Genomic DNA, 20,336 nt, shown 5'->3' with positions numbered 1-20,336 from the left:
CTCAGGTCCGCTGCCGGGGATCGACGATGTCGCGCAGACCATCGCCCATCAGGTTGAAGGTGAAGACGGCGAACATCAGGGCCAGGCCGGGGAAGACAGCCAGCCACCATTCGCCGGAGACGATGAAGTTCGCCCCCTCCGCCACCATGATGCCCCACTCCGCGGTCGGCGGGCGCACACCGAGGCCGATGAAGCTGAGACCGGCTGCGTTCAGGATCGCCCAGCCCAGGTTCAGGGACATCTGCACCATCATCGGCGGCAGGGCGTTGGGGAAGATGTGCATGGCCAGCACGCGGATGTCGGAGTTGCCCGCCAGCTTGGCCGCGTGGACGAAGCCTGCCTCGCGCCGGATGTTGACCTCCGCCCGGACGAGGCGGGCGTAGAAGGGCGTATTGATGACCGCGGTGGCATAGACGATGTTCTCCACCGTGTTGCCGAGTGCGGCGACGATGCCCATGGCCAGCACGAACAGCGGAAACGCCATGATCGTGTCCATCACCCGGTTCAGCACGGCATCGAGCCAGCCGCCCCAGTACCCCGCAGCCGCCCCCAGGATCGACCCGGCCATCAGCGACAGGGTGACGGCGGAGATGGAGATCATCAGGTCCAGCCGGGTGGCGATGACGACGCGGCTGAAGACATCGCGACCCAGGTTGTCGGTGCCGAACCAGTGTTCCCAGCTTGGCGGCTGCAGGGCATTCGCGGCCTCGGACGCGAGCGGATCGTAGGGCACCAGAAGGGGGCCAAGCACTGCCGCGATGATCAGGATGGCGAACATCACGAACGACAGCAGCGTCACCGGATTGCCGCGCAGGACGTAGCCGATGTGGCTGAAGGTGCCGGGGGAAGCGGTCGTGACGCTCATGACGCTTCGAACCCGATACGGGGGTCGATCAGCGTGTAGGTCACGTCGATCACCAGGTTCAGCGCCACGAACAGGAAGGCCATGGCCAGCACAAAGCCTTGCACTGCCGCATAGTCGGAGACCACCAGCGCCTCCACCGCGTAGGTCCCGATGCCGGGCCAGGCGAAGACCTTCTCCACCAGCACGTTCGCGCCAAGCGTGAAGGAGAAGACCATACCCAGCGTGGTCACCACCGGCAGCAGCGCGTTGCGGAAGGCATAGGTGTAGCGAACGGTGCGACCGGTCAGTCCGGCGGCGCGGGCGGTTCGGACGAAATCGGCGGAGAGCGCACCCAGCATTGCCGCGCGGGTCATGCGCGCGATGGGGGCGAGGGTGAACAGCGCCAGGGTGATCGCGGGCAGGACGAGCTGTCTCAGGGCGGCGAGGAAGGTCTCGCCGTCGCCCGCCAGCGCGGAATCGATCAGATAGAAGCCTGTGATCCGATCCGGTTCGATATAGATGAAGTCCAACCGGCCCAGCGGCGATGGGGCGATGCCGAGCAGGTAATAGAAGAGGTAGATCAGCACGACGCCGGTGAAGAAGGTCGGCAGCGAGACACCGGCGGTCACCAGCACCCGGCAGGCATGGTCGATCAGCGATCCGGGCCGCGTTGCGGCCATGACGCCCAGCGGGATCGCGATGGCACAGGACAGCAGCAACGCCACCAGCGTGAGCTCCAGGGAGGCGGGCAGGCGGCTGGCGAGATCGGCGATCACCGGCTGGCCGGTGGAGATGGACTCGCCGAAGTCACCGCTCAACAGGTCACCGACATAGATCAGGAACTGCTGCGGCAGCGGCAGATCCAGTCCCAGTGTCTTGCGGATTTCCGCGATGGATGCCGCATCGGCAGCGGCCCCGGCGAAATAGACCGCCGGGTCGCCGGGCAGGGCCCGTGTCAGGACGAAGCCGATGATGACAACGCCGATGACAACGGGGATCGCCTGCGCCATGCGGAACAGGATGCCCTTCAGGCGCGGTGACATTGCGCTGCCTCCGTCCGTGGACATCCTGTGCCGGTATCGCGGCCGGGGTTCATGTTCAGCCCTTGGCCAGCTTGCGGGCATCGAGCTGGCGATGGAACCAGTACTCGTAGCCGGTCGCACCATTGGTCGCCACGTTCAGGGCGGGCTGCCACAGCGGGATGCGGGGCAGATCCTCGAACGCGATCTCGAACATGCGCTTCACCTTGGGCGCGTAGTCGGGGTCATCGACGGGCAGATGCAGGGTCTCGTCCACCAGCGTCTCGATCTCCTCGTTGCGGTAGTTGGAGGAGTTGAAGAGATGCCCGTCCTTGTAGGCCCAGAAGAAGTAGTAGCAGGGGTAGTTCAGCCAGCCGCCGAAGCCTTCCAGATGCAGCGGCAGACGCTTCTCCACCAGGGACGCGGTGCGCCAGTTGGCGCCGGGGATCTTGTCGATCTCCGACTTGATGCCCAGCTTCGCCAGGCTCTCCTGGATCAGCAGCGCGGTCGGTTCCATCCAGTCGGTCTGGCCCAGGCTGATGGAGAAGGGCACCTCGAAGCCCTTGGCGAAGGCTGACTTCTCCAGGTGCTCGCGCGCCTTGTCCATGTCGGTGCTGTAGGGGGACTTGCGCGGCCAGTCGATGCTGTCGATGTCGGCGCTGCCGCCCCACATCGGATTGCCGCGCCCGTAGGCGGCAGCCTGGAAGATTTCCTCGTAGGGAATGGCATAGGCGAGCGCCTTGCGCACGTCCGGGTCCTGGAACGGCTCGAACTTGTGGTTCACGCCGACGACGTAGATCGAGTTCTCGATGGGCGTCGAGAAGACCTTCACGTCGCCGCTGAGTTCCTTCGCATCCTTGTTGGGGATGTTGAAGGAAAGCTGGGCGTCGCCACGGGTGATCAGGGCGCGACGGGTGGCCTGGCTCGGTACCTCGCGCAGCACCAGCCGCTTGATGCCGGGCAGGGGGCCACCGGTCCAGGCGTCGTTGCGTTCATAGACCAGCTGCTGACCCGGATCCCAGCGCACCACCTTGTAGGCGCCGGAACCGATGGTGTTCTTGTGGACATATTCCATGGCCCAGGGGTCATCGGCGGTCGCATTGGCCTTGGCGATGCGGGAGTTCAGGATATAGGGGACCGGCACGGCCAGATCGGGCAGCGTCAGCTTCGACGACCGATCCAGCGTGATGACAAAGGTCTCGTCATCGACTGCCGTGAACTGGTCGGGGCGGACCAGCCCGCCGGCCTTCATCTGCACGGTGGGGAAGCCACCCGCCGAAACGGCGCGGTCGAAGGACCATTTGACGTCCTCCGCCGTTACCCTGGAGCCGTCCTGGAAGACCGCCTTCGGGTTCAGCTTGAAGGTCATCGTCAGGCCGTCGTCGGAGATGGTCCAGCTTTCCGCCAGCTCCGGTTCGATCTTCGAATAGTCGTAGGACAGCCCGCCGTCCGGCGTGGTCTTGGTGCCGAAGGACACCAGCCGGTCGTAGCAGTTCACCGCGACCTGATAGCTGGGTCGGTTGGTGCCCGTGCGGTGGATGTCGAGGGAGTTGATGGTCTGCCCATGCACTCCGACGATCACGTCGTCCGTTGCCGCGGCTGCGGGCAGGACCTTCAGGAACGGCAGGATGCCGGCACCCAGAACACCGCCACCGCCGATTTTCAGTAGTTCGCGCCTTGTCAGGGTCATGCCCTCGTCTCCTTGCCAGGTCAGGAATGCTGCACTGCAGAAACGCTAGGAGTTTAGGGTATGTCATTCTATTGCTATTAATTCACAGAACCGGTTCAATAAATGAACCACTCGGGAGCAATCGCGATGCGCCATCTGCAGACCTTCCGCCTGATCGAGGCCGTCATGCGGGCTGGATCGATCCGCAAGGCCGCGGAGGATGTGAACATCACAGCCTCTGCCCTGAACCGGCGCATCCGGCGGTTCGAGGATGAATTCGGCTACGAGATCTTCGAGCGGCTGCCGCGGGGGGTGCGCCTCAACCCGGCCGGGGAACTGCTGATCCAGCACATCCGGTCCCAGGTATCCGATCTGGTGCGGGTGCAGTCGCAGGTGGCCGACCTGGCCGGGGTCAGGCGCGGTCACGTGTCGATAGCCTGTTCGCAGGCACTGCTGCCCTATTTCCTGCCGGCACAGATCGCGGCCTACCGCCATGAACATCCCGGCGTGACCTTCGAGGTCAAGGTGCGCGACCGGGAGGCGGCGGAACGTGACCTGAGTACCTTCAGCAGCGACCTTGCGCTGGTGTTCGAGCCGGTGGTGCTGGTGGATTTCGAGGTTCTGAGCTCGATCCCGCAGCAGATTCAGGTGGTGATGGCTGCAGACAATCCGCTGGCAGAGAAGGATGAACTGAGGCTGCGCGACTGCCTGGATTGTCCGCACGTGCTGCCCACCGCCGAGTATGGGGTGCGGCATCTGCTGGACCAGGCGTCACGACGCGGCACGCGACGGCTGTCGCCCATCGTGGAGGCGGAGTCCTTCGACTTCATGCGCCACTATGTGCTGCACGAGAAGGCCGTGGCGTTCCAGATTCCGATTGGCCTGGATGCCGGGCCGCAGCATGGGCTGGCCATTCGCCCGCTCTCCACCCGCGACGTGCCTGTCGGTCACCTGCTGCTCGGCCAGGTGCGGGGCCGGACCCTGCCGATTGCCTCTGCCCTGTTCGCGCGGCAGCTGGCGCAGGATCTGGAAACCCAGGTGTCCCAGTCCGTGGCGGACACCAACTGACAGGCGTGTCTGGCACTATTCCGCCGGGACCAGCAGGTCGTGCACGTAGTCGGGGTGGGAGATCCGGCGCATCGGAATGCCATAGACCCTCGAAAGCCGTTCCGGGGTAAGCGCTTCATCGGTCGGACCTGCCGCAACGATCTGCCCCGCCTGCATCAGGACAATCTGGTCCGAATAGGCGATGGCGAGGTTCGGGTCATGCAGGACGATCACCACACCGAGCCCGCCCCTTGCCAGTTTCCGGGCATGGCGCAGGACAACATGCTGGTGCGAGAGGTCGAGGTTGTTGGTGGGTTCATCCAGGAACAGCAGTTGTGGCGCGGCGCCCGACGGACGCCAGGGGAGCAACTGGCAGAGGGTGCGGGCGAGGTGCACCCGCTGTTTCTCGCCGCCGGAGAGGGTGAGGAAACTTCGGTCCGCCAGATGTTCGACATTGGCGATCTGCATGGCTTCAGCGACGGCCATCAGGTCGGTCCGGCGCGTCGAGCGACCGGCATGCGGGATGCGGCCCAGCCTGACGACGTCCGTGACGGAACTGCCGAAGGCGAGCTGTCCCTCCTGCCCCAGCACCGCCCTGTGCAGGGCCAGCTCGGATGCCGTGTAGTCGCTGAGGTCACGACCGTTGAACAGGACGCGACCCCGATCGGGGCGCATGGTCCCGGACAGGCAGCGCAGCAGCGTGGACTTGCCCGCGCCGTTGGGACCGAGGATGGTCGTTACCTCCCCCGCGCGGATGCCGAGGTCGGCATTGTCGATCAGCATCTTGCAGTCGCGCCGGATGCAAAGGCCCGCCACCTCGATGACCCGCATCAAAGGATCCCCCGTCGGCGGCAGAGCAGCCAGATGAAGAACGGGCCACCTGCCAGGCTCATGACCACGCCGATGGGCAGGACCACGCGGGACGGTGGGCCTCGGCAGGAATTACGTCAGTGGGGGTGGGGAAAGGGGCCGGCGGAGATCGACTGGCAGGCTGTCGGGAGCGTGTGAATCAACGCCCCGCCCTGCATCGGGTCAGGACCCGCTGTCCTTGCGCGGCCCGCCGTCAATCGATGTCGGATCAGGCGTCGCGCTGGCGTTCGATGATGGTGTCGCCCAGCACCAGAACATCCATGTCGGTGCGCAGGAAGCAGTCCAGCGCTTCCTGCGGGCGGCAGACCACCGGCTCGTTCTCGTTGAACGAGGTATTCAGCAGGATCGGCACACCGGTCAGGTCACCGAAGGCGGAAATCAGCGCGTGGTAGCGCGGGTTGGCCGACTGATGCACGGTCTGCAGCCGCCCGGAGCCGTCGACATGGGTCACAGCCGGGATCTCGCTGCGCTTCGGTTCGCGGATCTGGAAGACCTGCATCATGAAGGGGACGTTGTCGTCCTCCTCGAACCAGTCCGGGACATGCTCTGACAGGATCGAGGGCGCGAAGGGGCGGAAGCTCTCCCGCTTCTTGATCTTGGCGTTCAGCACCGCCTTCATGTCGCCTCGGCGCGGGTCGCAGAGGATGGAGCGGTTGCCCAGCGCCCGCGGCCCCCATTCCAGCCGACCCTGGAACCAGCCGATGACCTTGCCATCGGCGATGGCCTTCGCGGTCCGGGTACAGAGGTCGCTTTCCCGGTCATGGGTCGTGACGCTGCAACCGGCGGCCGAGATGGCGTCCCTGTTGTCGTCCAGTACGCCCTTCACCGCCGCCGCATCGTAGTCGGGACCCCAGTAGGCGTGATCCATGACGAAGCTGCGTGGCGCCCCGGTGTCATGCCAGGCGGCATAGGCGGCACCGATGGCACCCCCGGCATCGCCCGCTGCGGACTGGATATAGACCTTCTCGTAGGCTGTCTGACGACGCACCTTGCCGTTGGCGACGGAGTTCATGGCGCAGCCACCGGCCAGGCACAGGGTCTTCAGACCGTGGCGCGGCTGCAGTGTGTTGAGCATGTTGAAGAAGGCTTCCTCGTACATCGCCTGTACCGAGCGGGCGATGTCATAGTGCCGCTGGCCGATCTCCGCCTTCGGCTCCCGGGCCGGGCCCAGCAGTCCCTCCAGAGCGTCGGAGAACAGGGTGCCGACTTCCGGGATGCCGGATTTCCACTCATATTGCACGCCTTCCTTGTGGTGACGGAAATACCGCAGGTCGAGCTGGTAGCCGCCATCAGACTGCAGCTTCACGATCTGGCGCATCTCGTTCATCAGGTCCGGCTTGCCGTAGGGGGCCAGGCCCATGACCTTGTACTCGTCGCCATAGTGCCGGAAGCCGAGAAACTGGGTCAGCGCCTGATAGAAGATGCCCAGCGAATGGGGGAAATAGACCTTCCCCTCCATGCTGATCTCCGTACCGCGCCCGATCCCCCAGGCACCGCTGGAAAAGTCGCCGAACCCGTCCACGGAAATGACGGTCGCCTCCTCGAACGGAGAGACGTGGAAGGCGGACGAAAGATGCGCGCGGTGGTGTTCGATATTGCGGATCTCGCCGGTGAACGTCTCTCCCGGAAAGGCTTCATCGATCAGTTCAGGCAGGCTGCGTCGGGCATGGCGGTTGCGGATGCGGTCGAGCACCAGACTCAGATCGGGACGCTTGCGCAGCACATAGCCGATCTTGCGCGGCAGACTCGCGCGACTGTCCTGGTTGACGGCCAGCACATCGACATCGCCAAGTCCCAGACCCGCTTCGTCCAGGCAATAGCGGATGGATTCGGACGGGAACCCCGCCCAGTGCTTGATCCGGCGGAGGCGTTCCTCCTCCAGCGCGGCGACCAGCTTGCCGTCACGGATCAGACAGGCGGAGCTGTCCCCGTGAAAGGCGTTCACGCCAAGGATGATCATGCAACTCTTCCTGTCTTGAATCCGGCCTGAACGGAGGAATAGAGATCGAGAAACCGCATTGCCACCGATTCCCAACTGTATTGCGTGCGAACCAGATCATGGCCCCGGCCGCCCATGGCGATCCTCGCCGCATCGGATAGGGCGGTTGCCGCGGATATGCCGTCGGTGAGGCCCGCGACACTGACAGGCACGCGCCAGCCGCAGTCGATCCGTTCGAGGTCGGGCCACGGTACGGCCTGGGTCGTCAGCACCGGCAGGCTGTGGGCAAGCGCCTCCGCCACCACCATCCCGAAGCTTTCCGAGTGGCTGGGCAGCACGAAGAGGTCGGCGGCACGCAGCAGTTCCGTCTTGGCGTCGCCATCAACCGCGCCGATCAGCCTGACGCAGTCGTCCAGGGCATGCTTTGCAATCAGGTCCTGCAGCACCGCGCGATAGCCGTCCTCATCCGGTCCGGCGATCTCGAACACCCAGCCATCAGGCCGTACGGCGTTCCAGGCCTCCAGTGCCAGCGGCAGTCCCTTGACCGGGTGCAGGCGCCCCAGGAAGACAGCCTTCCGCGGTGCTGTCCGGGCTGCTGTCCCGGGTGAGGGAGCTTCGGTCGGCAGGTCGGCCCCGTTGGGGATCAGCGCGGCCGTGTGTCCGAGGTTCAGTGCGGCGACGTGGCCTGCCTCCTCCGGCGATGTCGCGTGGATGGCGGTGGCGCGCATCAGGTCCCGGCGCTGGTAAAGCTGCCAGGCGACCTTCTTGCGCCAGTACTTGTGGCGCATTGCCCAGGGGGCGAGCATGCCACGGGTGCTGACCACGACCGGTTTCCCGGCCTGCCGCGCATGACGGCTGATGGCGTGATTGTGGGACCACCACAGGCCGCTGTCATGAAAGACGTCGACCTCTCCGAATGTCTCGAGCGCCGTCGGCAGGGCCCCGTCGAGCCGGGACAGCCGGTCATCACCCTGACCTTCGGCGACCTGGATGACGTCGGAGCCAACGGCGCTGCCATCCGGTGCCCAGAGACCGACCTGTGCACCCGCATCGGCCAGCGCCCGGCCGAGCCTGGAAACCGAGTAGGCCGGACCTCCATAGCTGCGGTCGAAACTGCCCGACGACATGAAGATGCGCATCAGCTGCAGTCAGCCGGGTCGATGACGCCGAAGGTCTAGATGCGCCACTTCAGAACCTTGTAGGCAAAGACGTAGAACATCGCGACCAGAGCTCCTGACTTGACGATGTGGTTCAGCACGATGGCGCTCTCGGTCTCGGCCTTGGTCGCCTGCAGGAATATCAGGGGTATCCAGAAGATTACCGTGGGAAATCTTCGGGCAATGATGACGATCGTCTTCAGGATCAGGCCATAGAATGTGCCAAAGAATCCCATGAAGATGATGCCGTAGTAGCCAAAATTGACCCAGGCCTCGCCCACGACGCTGATGCCGAAAGAGGTGTCGCTGGAAACCTTCAGCCCGGTGTACCTCTCGAATCCGTCAGATACCTTGATGTCGCGCTTCTCGAACAGGAATCTCGGCAGAAGACTTTCCTGGAATGCGCGCACAATTGTCTCTCCGTTCTCGAATTCGCGAACCGAGGGGACATAGTTCATCGCGGCGCTGATGATCCATCCCTGATTCAGGCGGGCATTCAGCTGTCCATAGTCGGTGCTTGTCGACGAGAATGCGGAATTCTGGAAGAGGGAATTCTCCACCATGGCGTCCATTAGTGAAAAGATTCCGGCACTACCGGGATCTTGAATGATGCGGAGACGATATTCGGACTTGGCTGCCTGAAGCTGCGCCACAAGCAGTACACTCAGGACCAGAACAGCAAGCTTCGTGGTAAAATTCAGCCGTAGTTCTGCGCAGATATAAGACGCGATAAGTGCGGACCAGAGCAGGAAAATGTGAAAAAGGCTGTAATCGAGCGAATTCATTCCCTGAAGAAGAAACGCAGTAATCAGGCATACCCAGCGGAATCGCATCCCGAGAACCATCATGTAGATGGCGCCAATAAATGCAAATTGAGAGAACAGGAAAATGAAAAATCGAAGAGAAAATGGGAGACTTGATACGGATAGCTGTGTAATGGCTCCAATCGCAAAAATATAGTAAATATTTCTCGAACTCAGAAGCGACGTATTGACGATATAATTTCGAATTTGAAAGATGCTGATCTTGGGCGCGAAAAAACGAATTGCAAATACGAGCAGGAACAACGACGGAACGATGTAGAGGGAGTAGGTTTCCTCGTCAACGTACATTCTGTACTTGTAAGTAACGGCATCGTGGTAATAGGCCAGATAGGGTCCGACAATCCACTGTGCGGTGGCAATCATCGAAACCACGGCGCCAATGGCGACTTCCTTACCTGTTGTATCGATGAACCAGTAAAGCGAGTAGGCGAAGAGACCAAGGCCGAGTGCCATCAGGATTTCGACACCGGACATCAGCGCGACAAGCGCGACCGCTGCGCCAACCACCAGATCGGCATAGCCGGATGTACGATGCGAAGCCAGGTCACCGTCTGAACCGTGATAATTCTCAACTGCCGTCATGCAACTGCTTTCGATCAATGCCAGAAGGTGGTGATGGTCAAGGCATCGGCCATTGTCCTGGGGGCACCGGGCACCCCTGTCCGGGCCGGTGTTCGCCAGATGCCCTTTGGAGATAGCCACGCCTGTCAGCCCACATGTCGTAGTGGCTTGCCAGTGCTTGGAAATCAACGCAAGTCATTTTGTCTTCAATCCCTGTGTGACCAGGGCATGGATGCGCAGGACTGTGAGAACATTCACGCTGTCGAGTGCCAATAGTCGGTGTGGCCAATCAACGGAGCGGGGATTCCGTGGCTTCACGTATCACCGCCGCAACGGCCTCTGCCGCGGACTCGATTGACCAACCCGGACTGTCCTCGACCGCCTGACGCGCAAGCATGGGCAAGTCTGATCGCAGATCCACAAACTCGCGCATCGCTGCGCAAAGTGCAGCGGAGTTGCCGCACTCGAAGATCCGGCCATATTGCCTGGCCTCCAGCAGATCGGGTGCGGCGCCGACATGATCGCTGGCGATCGCGACGCAGCCTGCTGCCAATGCCTCGTTCAGCCCCAGGCCCCAGGTGTCGCGAACCGAGGGCAGCACATATACATCGGCCATCCGGTATGTTGCCGGCATCTCGCTCTGGTTCCTGAAACCGCAAAAATGTACCGAGGGCGTCTCCTCTGACTGCCTTCGAAGCATCGGCTCGTCAGGTCCGTCCCCGACCAGCACCAGGTGCATGTCCGAGGAGGGGAGTTCGGTACGAAGTTCCCTGAAAGCTGCGAGCAGGACATGCACCTGTTTGCGCTGGACGAACTTCCCGGCGAAGAGAAACACGAGCGCTTCCGGCGAAATGCCCAGATTGGAGCGCATCTCATGCGCGCGCCGCGATGATTCAGGATCGTCCGCGGAGAAGCGATGTATGTCGATCGCATGGGGCATGTGGCGTATGCGGTCTTCGGGGAAACCCATCGCCTTCAGGTACTTGCGATTTTCCTGCCCGGGCGAGAGTGCGAGATCAACGTGTCTGTAGACCCAGGTCAGTAACGTCCGGCGCAACCATGATTTCCAACGGGCGTGATGCGTCGACCGCAATGTCGAATCGCCGCGGAAGAGAACGGGAATGCGGCCATGGAAGTGCCTGAGCGCGCTCAGGTTCGTCCGCCAGGCCCAGCCGAACACAAGCAGGCAATCCGGATCAAACCGGGCAATCCTGGAGTTCATTTCGGGGTTGTGCAGGCCGCCGAAATGGTGCGTGCCGGGATCCTTCGCGACATTGGGCACCATTTCCCAGTCATAGCCTTCCAGCAGCGGAATATCGAGTGTCACAGGCCGATTGAATTCGTGATCGAAGGAATTCGCCGTACCTTCCCAGCAATAGAAGACACGTAGTGTCAGGCCGTCCTGGTTCGCGAGTTCACGAAAAAGAGGGGCGTTGTACTGGATCGGATGGCTGGAAAGTATCGCCAGCCGCACGTTCGATACCTTCTTGTTCAACGCGGTTTCCTGCACTCGATGCCCAGACTGTTCGCCCAGCGCCCGGGATCTTCGACGTCTGCAAAGGCGGCCATCGAGGCGTCGCCGTGGCTAGCGCGACGGATATCTTCGAAACCCGCATGCTTCAGCTCCTGCGCGAGACCCTTGTAGTCCCACATCCACAGATAGCTGCTGTTGCCAAACTGGCTGGTCAGCTTCTGTCTCAAGGTGCGGGCCCTGCGACGCGATCCCAGATAGGTCGCGTCCATGAACTGGCTCACGGCATCGGCATCGGGGTTGTCCAGATACCGTCTGGCCTCGAACTCCATGTCGGGAACAACCAGCCGGAACATGCCACCAGGCTTCAGCAATCGAATGGTATTGCCAAGCGCGATACGCAGGTCTTCAAGTGCCAGATGTTCCAGCACATGCGAACAATAGACAGCGTCCGCGCTGGCATCCGGTTCAGGCAGCCCTGCCACGATGTCGCCATAGCGGACGGTGTCGGCGAAACGCTGGCTGTTGCGGGTGTAGAGGCGTCCGATCAGCGGAATGCGCTCGAAACGAAGGGTGGGCGATGCGTCGTAGTTCACCCAGGTGGCCGGTCCACCCTGGCCACAGCCATACTGTACGAATTTCTCGGTCATAGGCATTCCATCAAGGTCGGGACGCAACGGCTTCTTCGAAGAACGCGGTCATTCTTGCCGTCATGGCTTCAGCGGTGAAAGCGGCGAATGCCGTCCTGTCCATTTCGGGAACTTGCGGCATGCGGACGAATGCGGCAAGGGCGGAACAGGTCTCCTGCACTGCCAGGTCGTCGGTCTGTCCCGGGCCGAATGTCACGACAGAGCCGGCACCTGTCTTGCGGACGAATTTCGCAGCCCCGCTGGATTCGTGAAAGATCGAGAGCAGTGGCCGGCCGGCAAGCACGTAGGGATAGACCTTGGACGCTGTATAGGCGGCGTCATCGGAGCCGATCACCAGCAGGGCATCCGCGTCCAGAAGATGGCGCAGCGACACGAAATAGGGGAGACGGTCCGGTATCTCGCTGACCTGGTCTGCGACCCCCTCCCGTTCTGCAACCGGCAGGATCGTTCGCATGCCGTGGCCCGCACGGGCGTAGCTGGTGCCGTAGAATTCGAACCGCAGCCTGTCAAAGGTCTCGCGTTCGCGTTCAAGCCCCAGCCGCATGGCACGGAACAGGATTGCAAGCGCCCGCGCCATGTCCGGTCCGCCCCGGCCGACGTAGCGCACGACAACCTGTGACGGGTCCGCTGATCTCTCGGTCTCGGGAAGGGTACGTGCGATGTCCATGTCGCCGACCGCCGCCGCGAAGGGCAGGGTCAGTTCCGGCCTGTCGCGCAGTACGGGATAGCGGTCCTGAACCGTGCGGATGTAGGGTTCCGACACGGCCAGCACGCCGGCAGCCTCCGGCATCGTGCGGGCTTCCAGTTTCGACTTCTGCCAGTAGTCGAAGGCAAACTTGCGCGGGCGTTTCTCGCGCGGCAGCGAGAGATAATAGTCGTTGCGCCACGGATCCTGCAGATCGACGACGAAGGGAACACCGAATTTCCGCTTCCAGTGCGGACCGTGGGCGATGGCCGTGAAGACCGTTGTCGTGAAGAAGATCAGGTCCACCGGATGGCGGGCCAGATAGGCATCCACGGCGCGCCGCAACTGCAGCCAGCAGCGAAAGCCGAGATTGCCCAGCCCCACCTTGCGCGTCAGGCGGGGCGAGAAGGCCCGCACGTGATGGACCTCGATGTCGTCGGGAATGGTCTGAAGCAACAGGGGGTCGGAGGCCGTCTCGCAGTCAGCGGGATCGACGGCAAAGACAATCGGTTCCCAGCCGTTCGCGCGCATCCACGGCAGGGATTGCCGCAGCCGGTGCATGTCGGCGGCATTCACCGGCGGAAAGTGCGGCGAGATGCAGAGAACCCGTTTCAAGTGTCTGCTGCTCCCAGAAAGCCATTCACCTGATCCTGCAGCCGTGCCTTCGACAGTTCCCAGGAGAAATGCTGATCCAGGGCCGCCACGGCCGCGGCCGCCGCGCCTTTTCGGGTCTCGGCATCCTCGATCAGCGGGCGCAGGGCATTGGCAAGGGCCTGCGCATCGTCCTGCGGAAAGATGCGGACCGCTTCGGGCGCCGTCGCGGCGACTTCCTTCTGTCCGGCAGTGTCACTGGCCACGATGGCGAGGCCGGCGCGCATGTACTCGAAGACCTTGTTTGCGATGGTCAGATCGCTGTTGGGCTTGTCCGAACGTTCCCCGCAATAGCCGATATCGTGCTCGCTCAGCCGCGACAGCAGTTCTTCCTGCGGGACCTGGGCATGGACATGGACACGACCACGGACTTCCGGTGAGAGCGGGGCCATGAGTTCCTGCACGAAGCCGGGGCGAGGGGTTCCGCGCAGATGCAGTTCGAACGGTGCATCGATCAGCATGATCGCCTTCATCAGGATCTCGAGTCCGCGCCCTGGACCTATCGTCTGCGAGAACCAGGTGATTGACGGAATGGCGGTATCTGTACGGTCCACGATCCTGCCGTCCGTCGTCAGACGTTCCCCGGACGGAAAACTGTTGTGGATCACGTCCGGCTTCGGGCAGCCATAGGCCTGCACCAGGGCATCTGCCAGAGCATGGGACGTCGTTGTTGCATGGACGGCATTGTTGAGCAGGAACGACTCGGCCCGACGCATCATCGCCAGTGGCCGCTTGGCCTGATCGACCGGAAGACCATCACAGGTGTACCAGTCCTCCATGTCGATCCGCACGGCGCGGCCATCATGGATCAGTTTGGTGCCGACCCAGAGTGCCTTTTCCAGATGCAGACTGTAGAGGTCAGCGTTCAGCCGACGCGCGGTGCGCAGCAGCGAACCTGCTTCATACCCCAGTTGCATCGGGTGTTCGTAGCCGAAGCGTTGCCCGGCCTCCCGCATCAGTCGCGCCATCGCCCGCAGCCCGGTGCCACGCAGCCGATTCATCAGCCCCGTGCGGGTCAGGTCCACCACGGGCACATGTTGCCATTTCCGCTCCCGTACCATCGCGTTGATGCGCGGCAGGTCCTGCGCCCGATGTATGGCAGCCAGCACGATGACCTCGTGACCCAGTTCCGCGATGGCGTCGGCTTCCTTGACCACGCGCGGATTGTTGATCACCTGGAAACCGGAGACGATCACATAGCGATGCGCCATCAGGAAGGCTTGGCGACCAGGTGGCAGACATGGAAGTTGGCAGCGGTGATGGTGTCCAGATCCTGTTGCACGACGTGCATCCGGTAGTTCCGCTCCGCCAGCCATTGGCGGCAACCGGTCAGCAGATCGTGGGAGTGGACCTCGATCAGCAGGGTCGGTCTGAACTTCTCGATGGTGGCGGTCGCACCCTGCAGGGCATCCAGCTCCGCACCCTCGATGTCGATCTTCAGCAGGTCTGGCGGTGCAACGACCTGACTGTCGACCAGGGTATCCAGACGCGCGACCTGAACCTCGATACGCTGCTGCCCGTCGGTGCCGTGCTGAAAGCTGGAACTCGAAAGCTTGCCCATGCTTGTCTCGGGCATGATCTCGAACGTGGCGGTTGTATCGTCTGCGCCGACGGCAAGAGTCTGCAGGGACAGTTTCATCTGCGGGTTCAGCGCGATCAGGTCATCGATCGTTGCCGCATTCTGCGGATTGGGTTCGAAGCAGATCACCTCGCCCGCACTATTCGCGGCCATGACACCGGCCATGAAACCCCTGTGACTGCCGATGTCGTAGCAGACCATCCCCGGCGCGACCTCTGCCGCGAGGGCGGTTGTCACATCCTGCTCCCAGGTGCCGGTCCAGTACAGCTTGTCCTCCGGCAGTCTGATCCGCATGGACAGCCCCTTCGCGGGACCGGCGGTGATGCGGTGCACGAACTCGGCATCCTTCATCGCCGAGTTGACCAGCCAGCGCTGCAGCGGTGCCACCAGTGGCAGTGACTTGATGCTGTTGCGCACACCCCAGGGCAGCACATCGACACTGCGGGCGATCAATCGTTTCAGGCTCATGATCTCGTTTCCTTGCTGCGGCCGGTGGTCGTCTCGATCTGGCAGAGAATGCTGTCGATCCGTGCAATGTTGCGGGGGTAGGTATTCTGCAGTGCCAGTGCCTTGCGGCGCATCTGGCGTTCCGGCGCGTTGTGGGTGCCCAGGGTGTTCACCGTCTCGCTGAAGACATCACAGAAGTCACTGTCATCGACCGCACCGGACATGCGGACCAGTTCCGGGTCGTCGGCATAGATCGACATGCGGCTGCTGACAACCACCTTCCCCGTCGCGAAATACTCCAGGAACTTGTGCGAATTCGAACGGTCCGACTCGGTTTCATGATCCTGATAGCTCAGCAACAGGCAATCCATGTCCGCCGCCGCCTTCGCCAGTTCCGCCTTCGGCAGCGCGCCGTGAAACAGGCAGTTCCCGCAATCCGCCAATGCCGCCGCCAGGGGGGAACCCTCGCTGAAGGGGCCCCAGTAATGGAAGGTGATATCCGGATGCTGCCGCGCCACTGCCCTCAGCAGATCCACGTTGATGGTGGGGCGGTCGAGGTTTCCGAAGTAACCGCAGTGAATGCTGCCATCCATCTGTTGTGTACTCACCTCCGCGCGCGCCAGTGCCTCGAACTCCGGTCCGGTGCCATGACTGATCACGGCGCTGACGGGGGACGGCGCGTGTGCCGTCACACTCTCCAGAATGCGTTCCGACACGCTGAGCACGAGGTCGGCGGTACGACCGATCCGGGCCTGCCGAGGATCGCTGATGGGGTCCACCGGATGGAAGATCGCGCGCGGCGCACCGAATGCACGAAGGTCGGGGTAGGTATTGAAATCGAAGCACCAGACCAGATCCGGGCTGGCCCGCAGCGTCCGGACCAGCCGACGGACCTCCCGTCCGATCCATATCCGATAGAGCCCGGGCGCATGAAACCGCAGTGCCCTCGGCAGGCAGGGTCGCCAGATGATGCGCTCCACGCCCTGCCGTTCCGTTGCCGTGCGGCGCACTGCGCCCGGACGCATGGTCCAGTCCGGAGGATCGAGAAAGAAGACCCTGTTCGAAAGTCCCAGCGCCTCTGCATAGTGATGCTTGGAAATCGGTATGTGGTCCCAGACCTGCGGTGAGATCAGCAGGATCTGCCTGTCCGTAAGCCACCGAACGTCTGTTCCGGTCATTCGGGGACACGCGATCCCGACACTCAGGTACGCTTCCCGGCACGGGGCTTGATCAGGTTGAAGGCACCACGCAGCGGGCGCAACGCGGGGTACATCTCGTAGACGGAACGCTCGACCGCAAAGTCGCTGTGGGGCCGCGGCGGCGCCCGCATGAGTTCATCGAACTCCGCCAGGGTGAACCCCAGCTTCTTGGAGACGAACTGGCGGTCCTCCTCCATCTGATCCGGATCGTAGGGGGGCGCGGACAGTTCGGCCAGCGCCTCTTCCTTGGTGATCTGTCCGGCATAGATCAGGTTCGTCAGATGGGCCTTGCGCTTGTCGACACCGAACTTCACCGGCAGGATGTAGCCTTGGTAGAAGCGGGTGAATATCGACTCGTGGTGCTTGCCGCCATAGTCCCGCCAGCCCAGTTCCTCGATGATCCGCTGTTTCACCGCAGCCTTGTCGTAAGGCATCAGGTTCAGGATGGAGTGGGATTTCAGTCCCCGGAACATCATGTCCCACTTCTTCTGTTTCAAGGACATGAAGGGGTAGGTCTTCAGCGGTACCTCGCCATAGGCAGCGTGGATCGCCTGTATGTTCACGTGATCGGTCTTGGCATAGATCCAGTGCGGCGGCATGACGAATTCGGTCACCACATTGGTGCCGCTGAGGACATGGCGGATGCCATACTTCGATGCCAACTGGTTCAGCAAAGCAAATATCGCGTGGTCCGAAACGACTTCGATGTCGATCACGGATGCCTTGATGTGGGCGCGCTGCAGGTCCCGGAACTCGTTCCAGTCAATGACATGGGTGTGCAGGTCGATGTCCAGGCGGCTGACGATCTGTTCGATGTTCTGGACCGCAAGCTCCGCGTTCCAGCCATTGTCGAGATGAACGGCGAGGGGGCGCAGTCCCAGACGGCGCGCCTGCAGTGCCACATAGGTGCTGTCGACGCCACCGCTCAGACCCATGATGCAGTCGTAGGGCTTGCCCTTGCCGTCCGCACGGATCTGCTCGGCCAGTGCCTGCAGCATGGCCTCGCCCTCTGGTCCCTCGTGAACCAGCTCGGCAGCGGCGCGCATGTAGTCGTGGTAGTAGTGGCTGCGCCCTTCGTCATCGAAGCGCATGTCCGGATCGTCGCCCGTATCCAGTACACCGACGCTGCACTGGCGATGGTTCTGGATCTGGTTCAGGTCCGGCTCTTCTGTCCTGCTCATTTCAGGCCCCACATGCTTTGGCGTAGACGGCACGAAGCTTCTGACCAAATTCCTGTGGTCCCCAGGTTGTCCGTGCGCTGGCCTGAATGGCCTCGGCATCGAAGCTTCCGGACGCCGAGGCGACCTCCACCATTGCCGCGACCAGACCGGCCGCGTCGGCCGGCGCGACCAGCCGCCCGTTCGCGGGCGTGACGATTTCTTCCGGGCCGCCCGATGCCATGGCAATCACCGGCAGGCCGCAGGCCAGGGCCTCGATCAGCGCAACGCCGAAGGTCTCGAACTGGCTGGGAAAGACGAAGGCGTCAGCCTGCTGCATCTGCGCGCGAACCTGTTCCGGTTCCAACAGTCCCGCGAATTCGACCCGATCACCCAGCCCGGCCTCGGCGGACTGTTGCTCCAGTGACTGGCGAAGCGGCCCGTCACCAACCAGGACCAGGCGGCAGTCGGGGCGGGTACTGAGAACCTGCGCGAACGCGGACAGCAGCAGGGTCTGGTTCTTGACCGGCAGCAGACTGCCAACGGTGAGAAACGTGAAGGGACTGCCTGCTCTGTCTCTCGGCGGAACAGCCATGAAGGCACGTGGCAGCACATTGCCGAGAACGGTGACTTCGGTGTCCGGCTGGCCGATACGGGTGACCATGGACTGCAGCAAGGCCTTGCTGACCGGCAGGAAGGCCCGCGCCCCCGCGATGGCGGCGCGAACCGCGGGAAACAGGGAAGCCGGGACCTCATCAAGCTGGTAGGCACTGCTGTGCTCGGTCAGCACATAGGGAATGCCGTCCCGTCGGGAGATCCGGTGCGCCAGCAGACCGGCTGAGATGGTGTTGTGGGCATGGATCAGGTCGGGGCGACCGTAGCGTGCACAATATTCGCGATAGCCTGCCCAGCCTGTCCGCTGCCACCAGATCGGGTCGTACCTGCGGGACGGCGGCGTGCCGTAAAGCCCCTCCACCCTCACGACCGGTGTGCCTTGCCATTCCGCGACGGTCACTGTGGACCGCGGCTCGAACCACCGCCGGGTCAATTCCCGGCACAGGGTCGAAAGGCGTGTGCCCGGCAGTGCGGGATCGGCCGGACGCAGGGCGAGGCGGCGCAGGATGCTGCGGATGTACATGGGCACGGAATGGCGCAGGCGAACGGAGAGAACGCCGAACCGCTCGTTGCCGGTCATCCGCAGCGCTTCCAGTTGATGTCCCTGAAATATTCCTGCCAGTGGTGCATGAGCCGGCAGGAACTCCTCGGTTGGCAGGATGAGGACATGAAGTGGCATCGGGTGAGAATGCTCAGCTATCGCGCCGACAGATGAAGATCTCTGAGAGGTGGTTCGGTTCGTTTGAACAGTTTCGAGCCGTTTCTTAGGTGGATTTTCCGCTTGGTTATGCCGCCACCGGGATTGGTTGCAACTTGATGTGATATGCCTGATCGGGCGTTTGCCCTTCCAGCGATGAATGCGGTCTCCTTGTGTTGTAGAAGGCCAGGTATCGGTCGATGCCCTGTCGGGCGGCTGACACGCTTTCATAGGCGTGCAGATAGACCTCCTCGTATTTGACGCTGCGCCAGAGCCGTTCGACAAACACGTTATCGCGCCAAGCGCCCTTGCCATCCATGCTGATCTGGATGTCGGCGTCCTTCAGCGCCTTGATGAAGTCAATGGACGTGAACTGTGATCCTTGGTCCGAGTTCATGATCTCCGGCTTGCCATATCTGCGCAGGGCATCATTCAAGGCCTCCAGACACGGCGCTGTTTCCAGCGTCACCGACAGCCGCCAGGCCAGAACCTTGCGGCTGAACCAGTCCAGAACGGCGACCAGATAGACGAACCCTCGGGCCATGGGAATGTAGGTAATATCCATGGCCCAGACCTGATTGGGCTGCGTCACGGCCAGCTTGCGCAGCAGGTAGGGATAGATCCTGTGACCGGGCGCAGGCTTGCTGGTGTTCGGTCTGCGATAGAGCGCCTCAATGCCCATCGTTTTCATGCAGGTTGCCACGTGCAGCCGCCCGGCCGTGAAGCCTTCCTGCCGCAGCAACCCTTTCATCATACGGCTGCCCGCGAACGGGTAGTCCATGTGCAACTCGTCAATTCTGCGCATAAGCTTGAGGTCCGCCGCACTGGTCGGGCGCGGCGCGTAATACAGGCTGCCCCGGCTGATCCCGAGAAGCCGGGCTTGCCGTGTCAGGCTCAGCCTGTGGTCCGGGCCCGTCATTTCCTTGCGCTCGGCAACAGACCGGCCTTGTCGAGCGCGCCCTCTAAAAAATCGTTTTCCAGCGCCAGCTGGCCAATCTTCGCGTGCAGGGACTTTACGTCGATCTGCGGCTCTTTCGCGGCCTTTGGCGTGTCATCGAAGACACCCGTTACGCCCTCAAGCAGCTGATCCTTCCACTGCTTGATCTGATTGGGATGCAGGTCGAACTGCGTCGCCAGCTCGCTCATCGTCCTGTCGCCCTTCAGCGCCGCCAATGCGACTTTCGCTTTGAAGGCAGGGCTGTGGTTCCGCCTGGGTCGTCTTGTCATCTTCGCTCCTTCGTCCCGGCAACGCTGC

At 62.6% G+C, this 20,336-nt stretch carries 17 protein-coding genes; 1 reads left to right on the top strand and 16 read right to left on the bottom strand.

Features of this window, described 5'->3' with window-relative positions; genetic code table 11:
• Position 1 precedes the first annotated feature (1 nt).
• The 3 genes from QGV54_RS12710 to QGV54_RS12700 are packed head-to-tail and all read right to left on the bottom strand — an operon-like array spanning position 2 to position 3,553.
• Entirely contained in the window at positions 2–865 is an 864-nt protein-coding gene (locus tag QGV54_RS12710) for an ABC transporter permease (RefSeq protein WP_281016446.1), read from the bottom strand.
• Positions 862–1,887: an ABC transporter permease gene (locus tag QGV54_RS12705; protein WP_281016447.1), complete on the bottom strand. Its 1,026-nt coding sequence runs from the start codon at positions 1,885–1,887 to the stop codon at positions 862–864. Before QGV54_RS12705 ends, QGV54_RS12710 begins: the two co-directional genes overlap by 4 nt.
• Positions 1,888–1,942: 55 nt before the next feature.
• Positions 1,943–3,553: an ABC transporter substrate-binding protein gene (locus QGV54_RS12700; RefSeq protein ID WP_281016448.1), complete on the bottom strand. Its 1,611-nt coding sequence runs from the start codon at positions 3,551–3,553 to the stop codon at positions 1,943–1,945.
• A gap of 126 nt (positions 3,554–3,679) precedes the next feature.
• Here QGV54_RS12700 and QGV54_RS12695 point away from each other — a divergent pair, with 126 nt between their 5' ends.
• Entirely contained in the window at positions 3,680–4,600 is a 921-nt protein-coding gene (locus QGV54_RS12695) for a LysR family transcriptional regulator (RefSeq protein ID WP_281016449.1), read from the top strand.
• Between the two features lie 15 nt (positions 4,601–4,615).
• On the opposite strand, the gene QGV54_RS12690 is transcribed toward QGV54_RS12695, so the two are convergent.
• The 13 genes from QGV54_RS12690 to QGV54_RS12630 form a co-directional block, all read right to left on the bottom strand.
• Complete coding sequence (locus QGV54_RS12690; RefSeq protein ID WP_281016450.1) at positions 4,616–5,410, bottom strand: heme ABC transporter ATP-binding protein; 795 nt, start codon at positions 5,408–5,410, stop codon at positions 4,616–4,618.
• Between the two features lie 247 nt (positions 5,411–5,657).
• Complete coding sequence (locus QGV54_RS12685; protein ID WP_281016451.1) at positions 5,658–7,409, bottom strand: carbamoyltransferase C-terminal domain-containing protein; 1,752 nt, start codon at positions 7,407–7,409, stop codon at positions 5,658–5,660.
• Positions 7,406–8,527 (bottom strand): glycosyltransferase, encoded by a 1,122-nt coding sequence (locus QGV54_RS12680; protein WP_281016452.1) that lies wholly within the window; start codon positions 8,525–8,527, stop codon positions 7,406–7,408. The genes QGV54_RS12685 and QGV54_RS12680 overlap by 4 nt, the downstream gene beginning before the upstream one ends.
• A 35-nt stretch (positions 8,528–8,562) precedes the next feature.
• A complete protein-coding gene (locus QGV54_RS12675) occupies positions 8,563–9,951 on the bottom strand; it encodes a hypothetical protein (RefSeq protein WP_281016453.1) in 1,389 nt (462 codons plus the stop codon).
• 268 nt (positions 9,952–10,219) lie between these two features.
• Entirely contained in the window at positions 10,220–11,425 is a 1,206-nt protein-coding gene (locus tag QGV54_RS12670) for a glycosyltransferase family 4 protein (RefSeq protein ID WP_281016454.1), read from the bottom strand.
• Positions 11,422–12,051, bottom strand: coding sequence for a methyltransferase domain-containing protein (locus tag QGV54_RS12665; protein ID WP_281019931.1), 630 nt, complete (start codon positions 12,049–12,051; stop codon positions 11,422–11,424). The genes QGV54_RS12670 and QGV54_RS12665 overlap by 4 nt, the downstream gene beginning before the upstream one ends.
• 10 nt (positions 12,052–12,061) lie before the next feature.
• Entirely contained in the window at positions 12,062–13,351 is a 1,290-nt protein-coding gene (locus QGV54_RS12660) for a glycosyltransferase (protein ID WP_281016456.1), read from the bottom strand.
• Positions 13,348–14,598 carry a glycosyltransferase gene (locus QGV54_RS12655; protein ID WP_281016457.1) on the bottom strand — a complete coding sequence of 417 codons (1,251 nt, stop codon included), beginning with the start codon at positions 14,596–14,598 and terminating at the stop codon, positions 13,348–13,350. Before QGV54_RS12655 ends, QGV54_RS12660 begins: the two co-directional genes overlap by 4 nt.
• Positions 14,598–15,434: an FkbM family methyltransferase gene (locus tag QGV54_RS12650; protein WP_281016458.1), complete on the bottom strand. Its 837-nt coding sequence runs from the start codon at positions 15,432–15,434 to the stop codon at positions 14,598–14,600. The genes QGV54_RS12655 and QGV54_RS12650 overlap by 1 nt, the downstream gene beginning before the upstream one ends.
• Positions 15,431–16,591, bottom strand: a complete 1,161-nt coding sequence (locus QGV54_RS12645; RefSeq protein ID WP_281016459.1) for a hypothetical protein — start codon at positions 16,589–16,591, stop codon at positions 15,431–15,433. The genes QGV54_RS12650 and QGV54_RS12645 overlap by 4 nt, the downstream gene beginning before the upstream one ends.
• 23 nt (positions 16,592–16,614) lie before the next feature.
• Positions 16,615–17,793 (bottom strand): N-acetyl sugar amidotransferase, encoded by a 1,179-nt coding sequence (locus QGV54_RS12640; RefSeq protein WP_281016460.1) that lies wholly within the window; start codon positions 17,791–17,793, stop codon positions 16,615–16,617.
• Between the two features lies 1 nt (position 17,794).
• Positions 17,795–18,964, bottom strand: coding sequence for a glycosyltransferase (locus QGV54_RS12635; protein WP_281016461.1), 1,170 nt, complete (start codon positions 18,962–18,964; stop codon positions 17,795–17,797).
• Between the two features lie 205 nt (positions 18,965–19,169).
• Positions 19,170–20,308, bottom strand: a protein-coding gene (locus QGV54_RS12630) for an IS3 family transposase (protein WP_281015974.1) whose coding sequence is annotated in 2 segments (ribosomal slippage) — positions 19,170–20,044 and positions 20,044–20,308 — 1,140 coding nt in all. Because the reading frame shifts where the segments join, the coding sequence is not laid out codon by codon here.
• Positions 20,309–20,336 lie beyond the last annotated feature (28 nt).

Origin of the sequence: Minwuia sp. IMCC3060 (assembly GCF_029909435.1) — a bacterium.
Lineage (GTDB): Bacteria > Pseudomonadota > Alphaproteobacteria > Minwuiales > Minwuiaceae > Minwuia.
The sequence above is the reverse complement of the archived record's forward strand: the minus strand, read 5'-3'. Positions and strand labels throughout refer to the sequence as shown.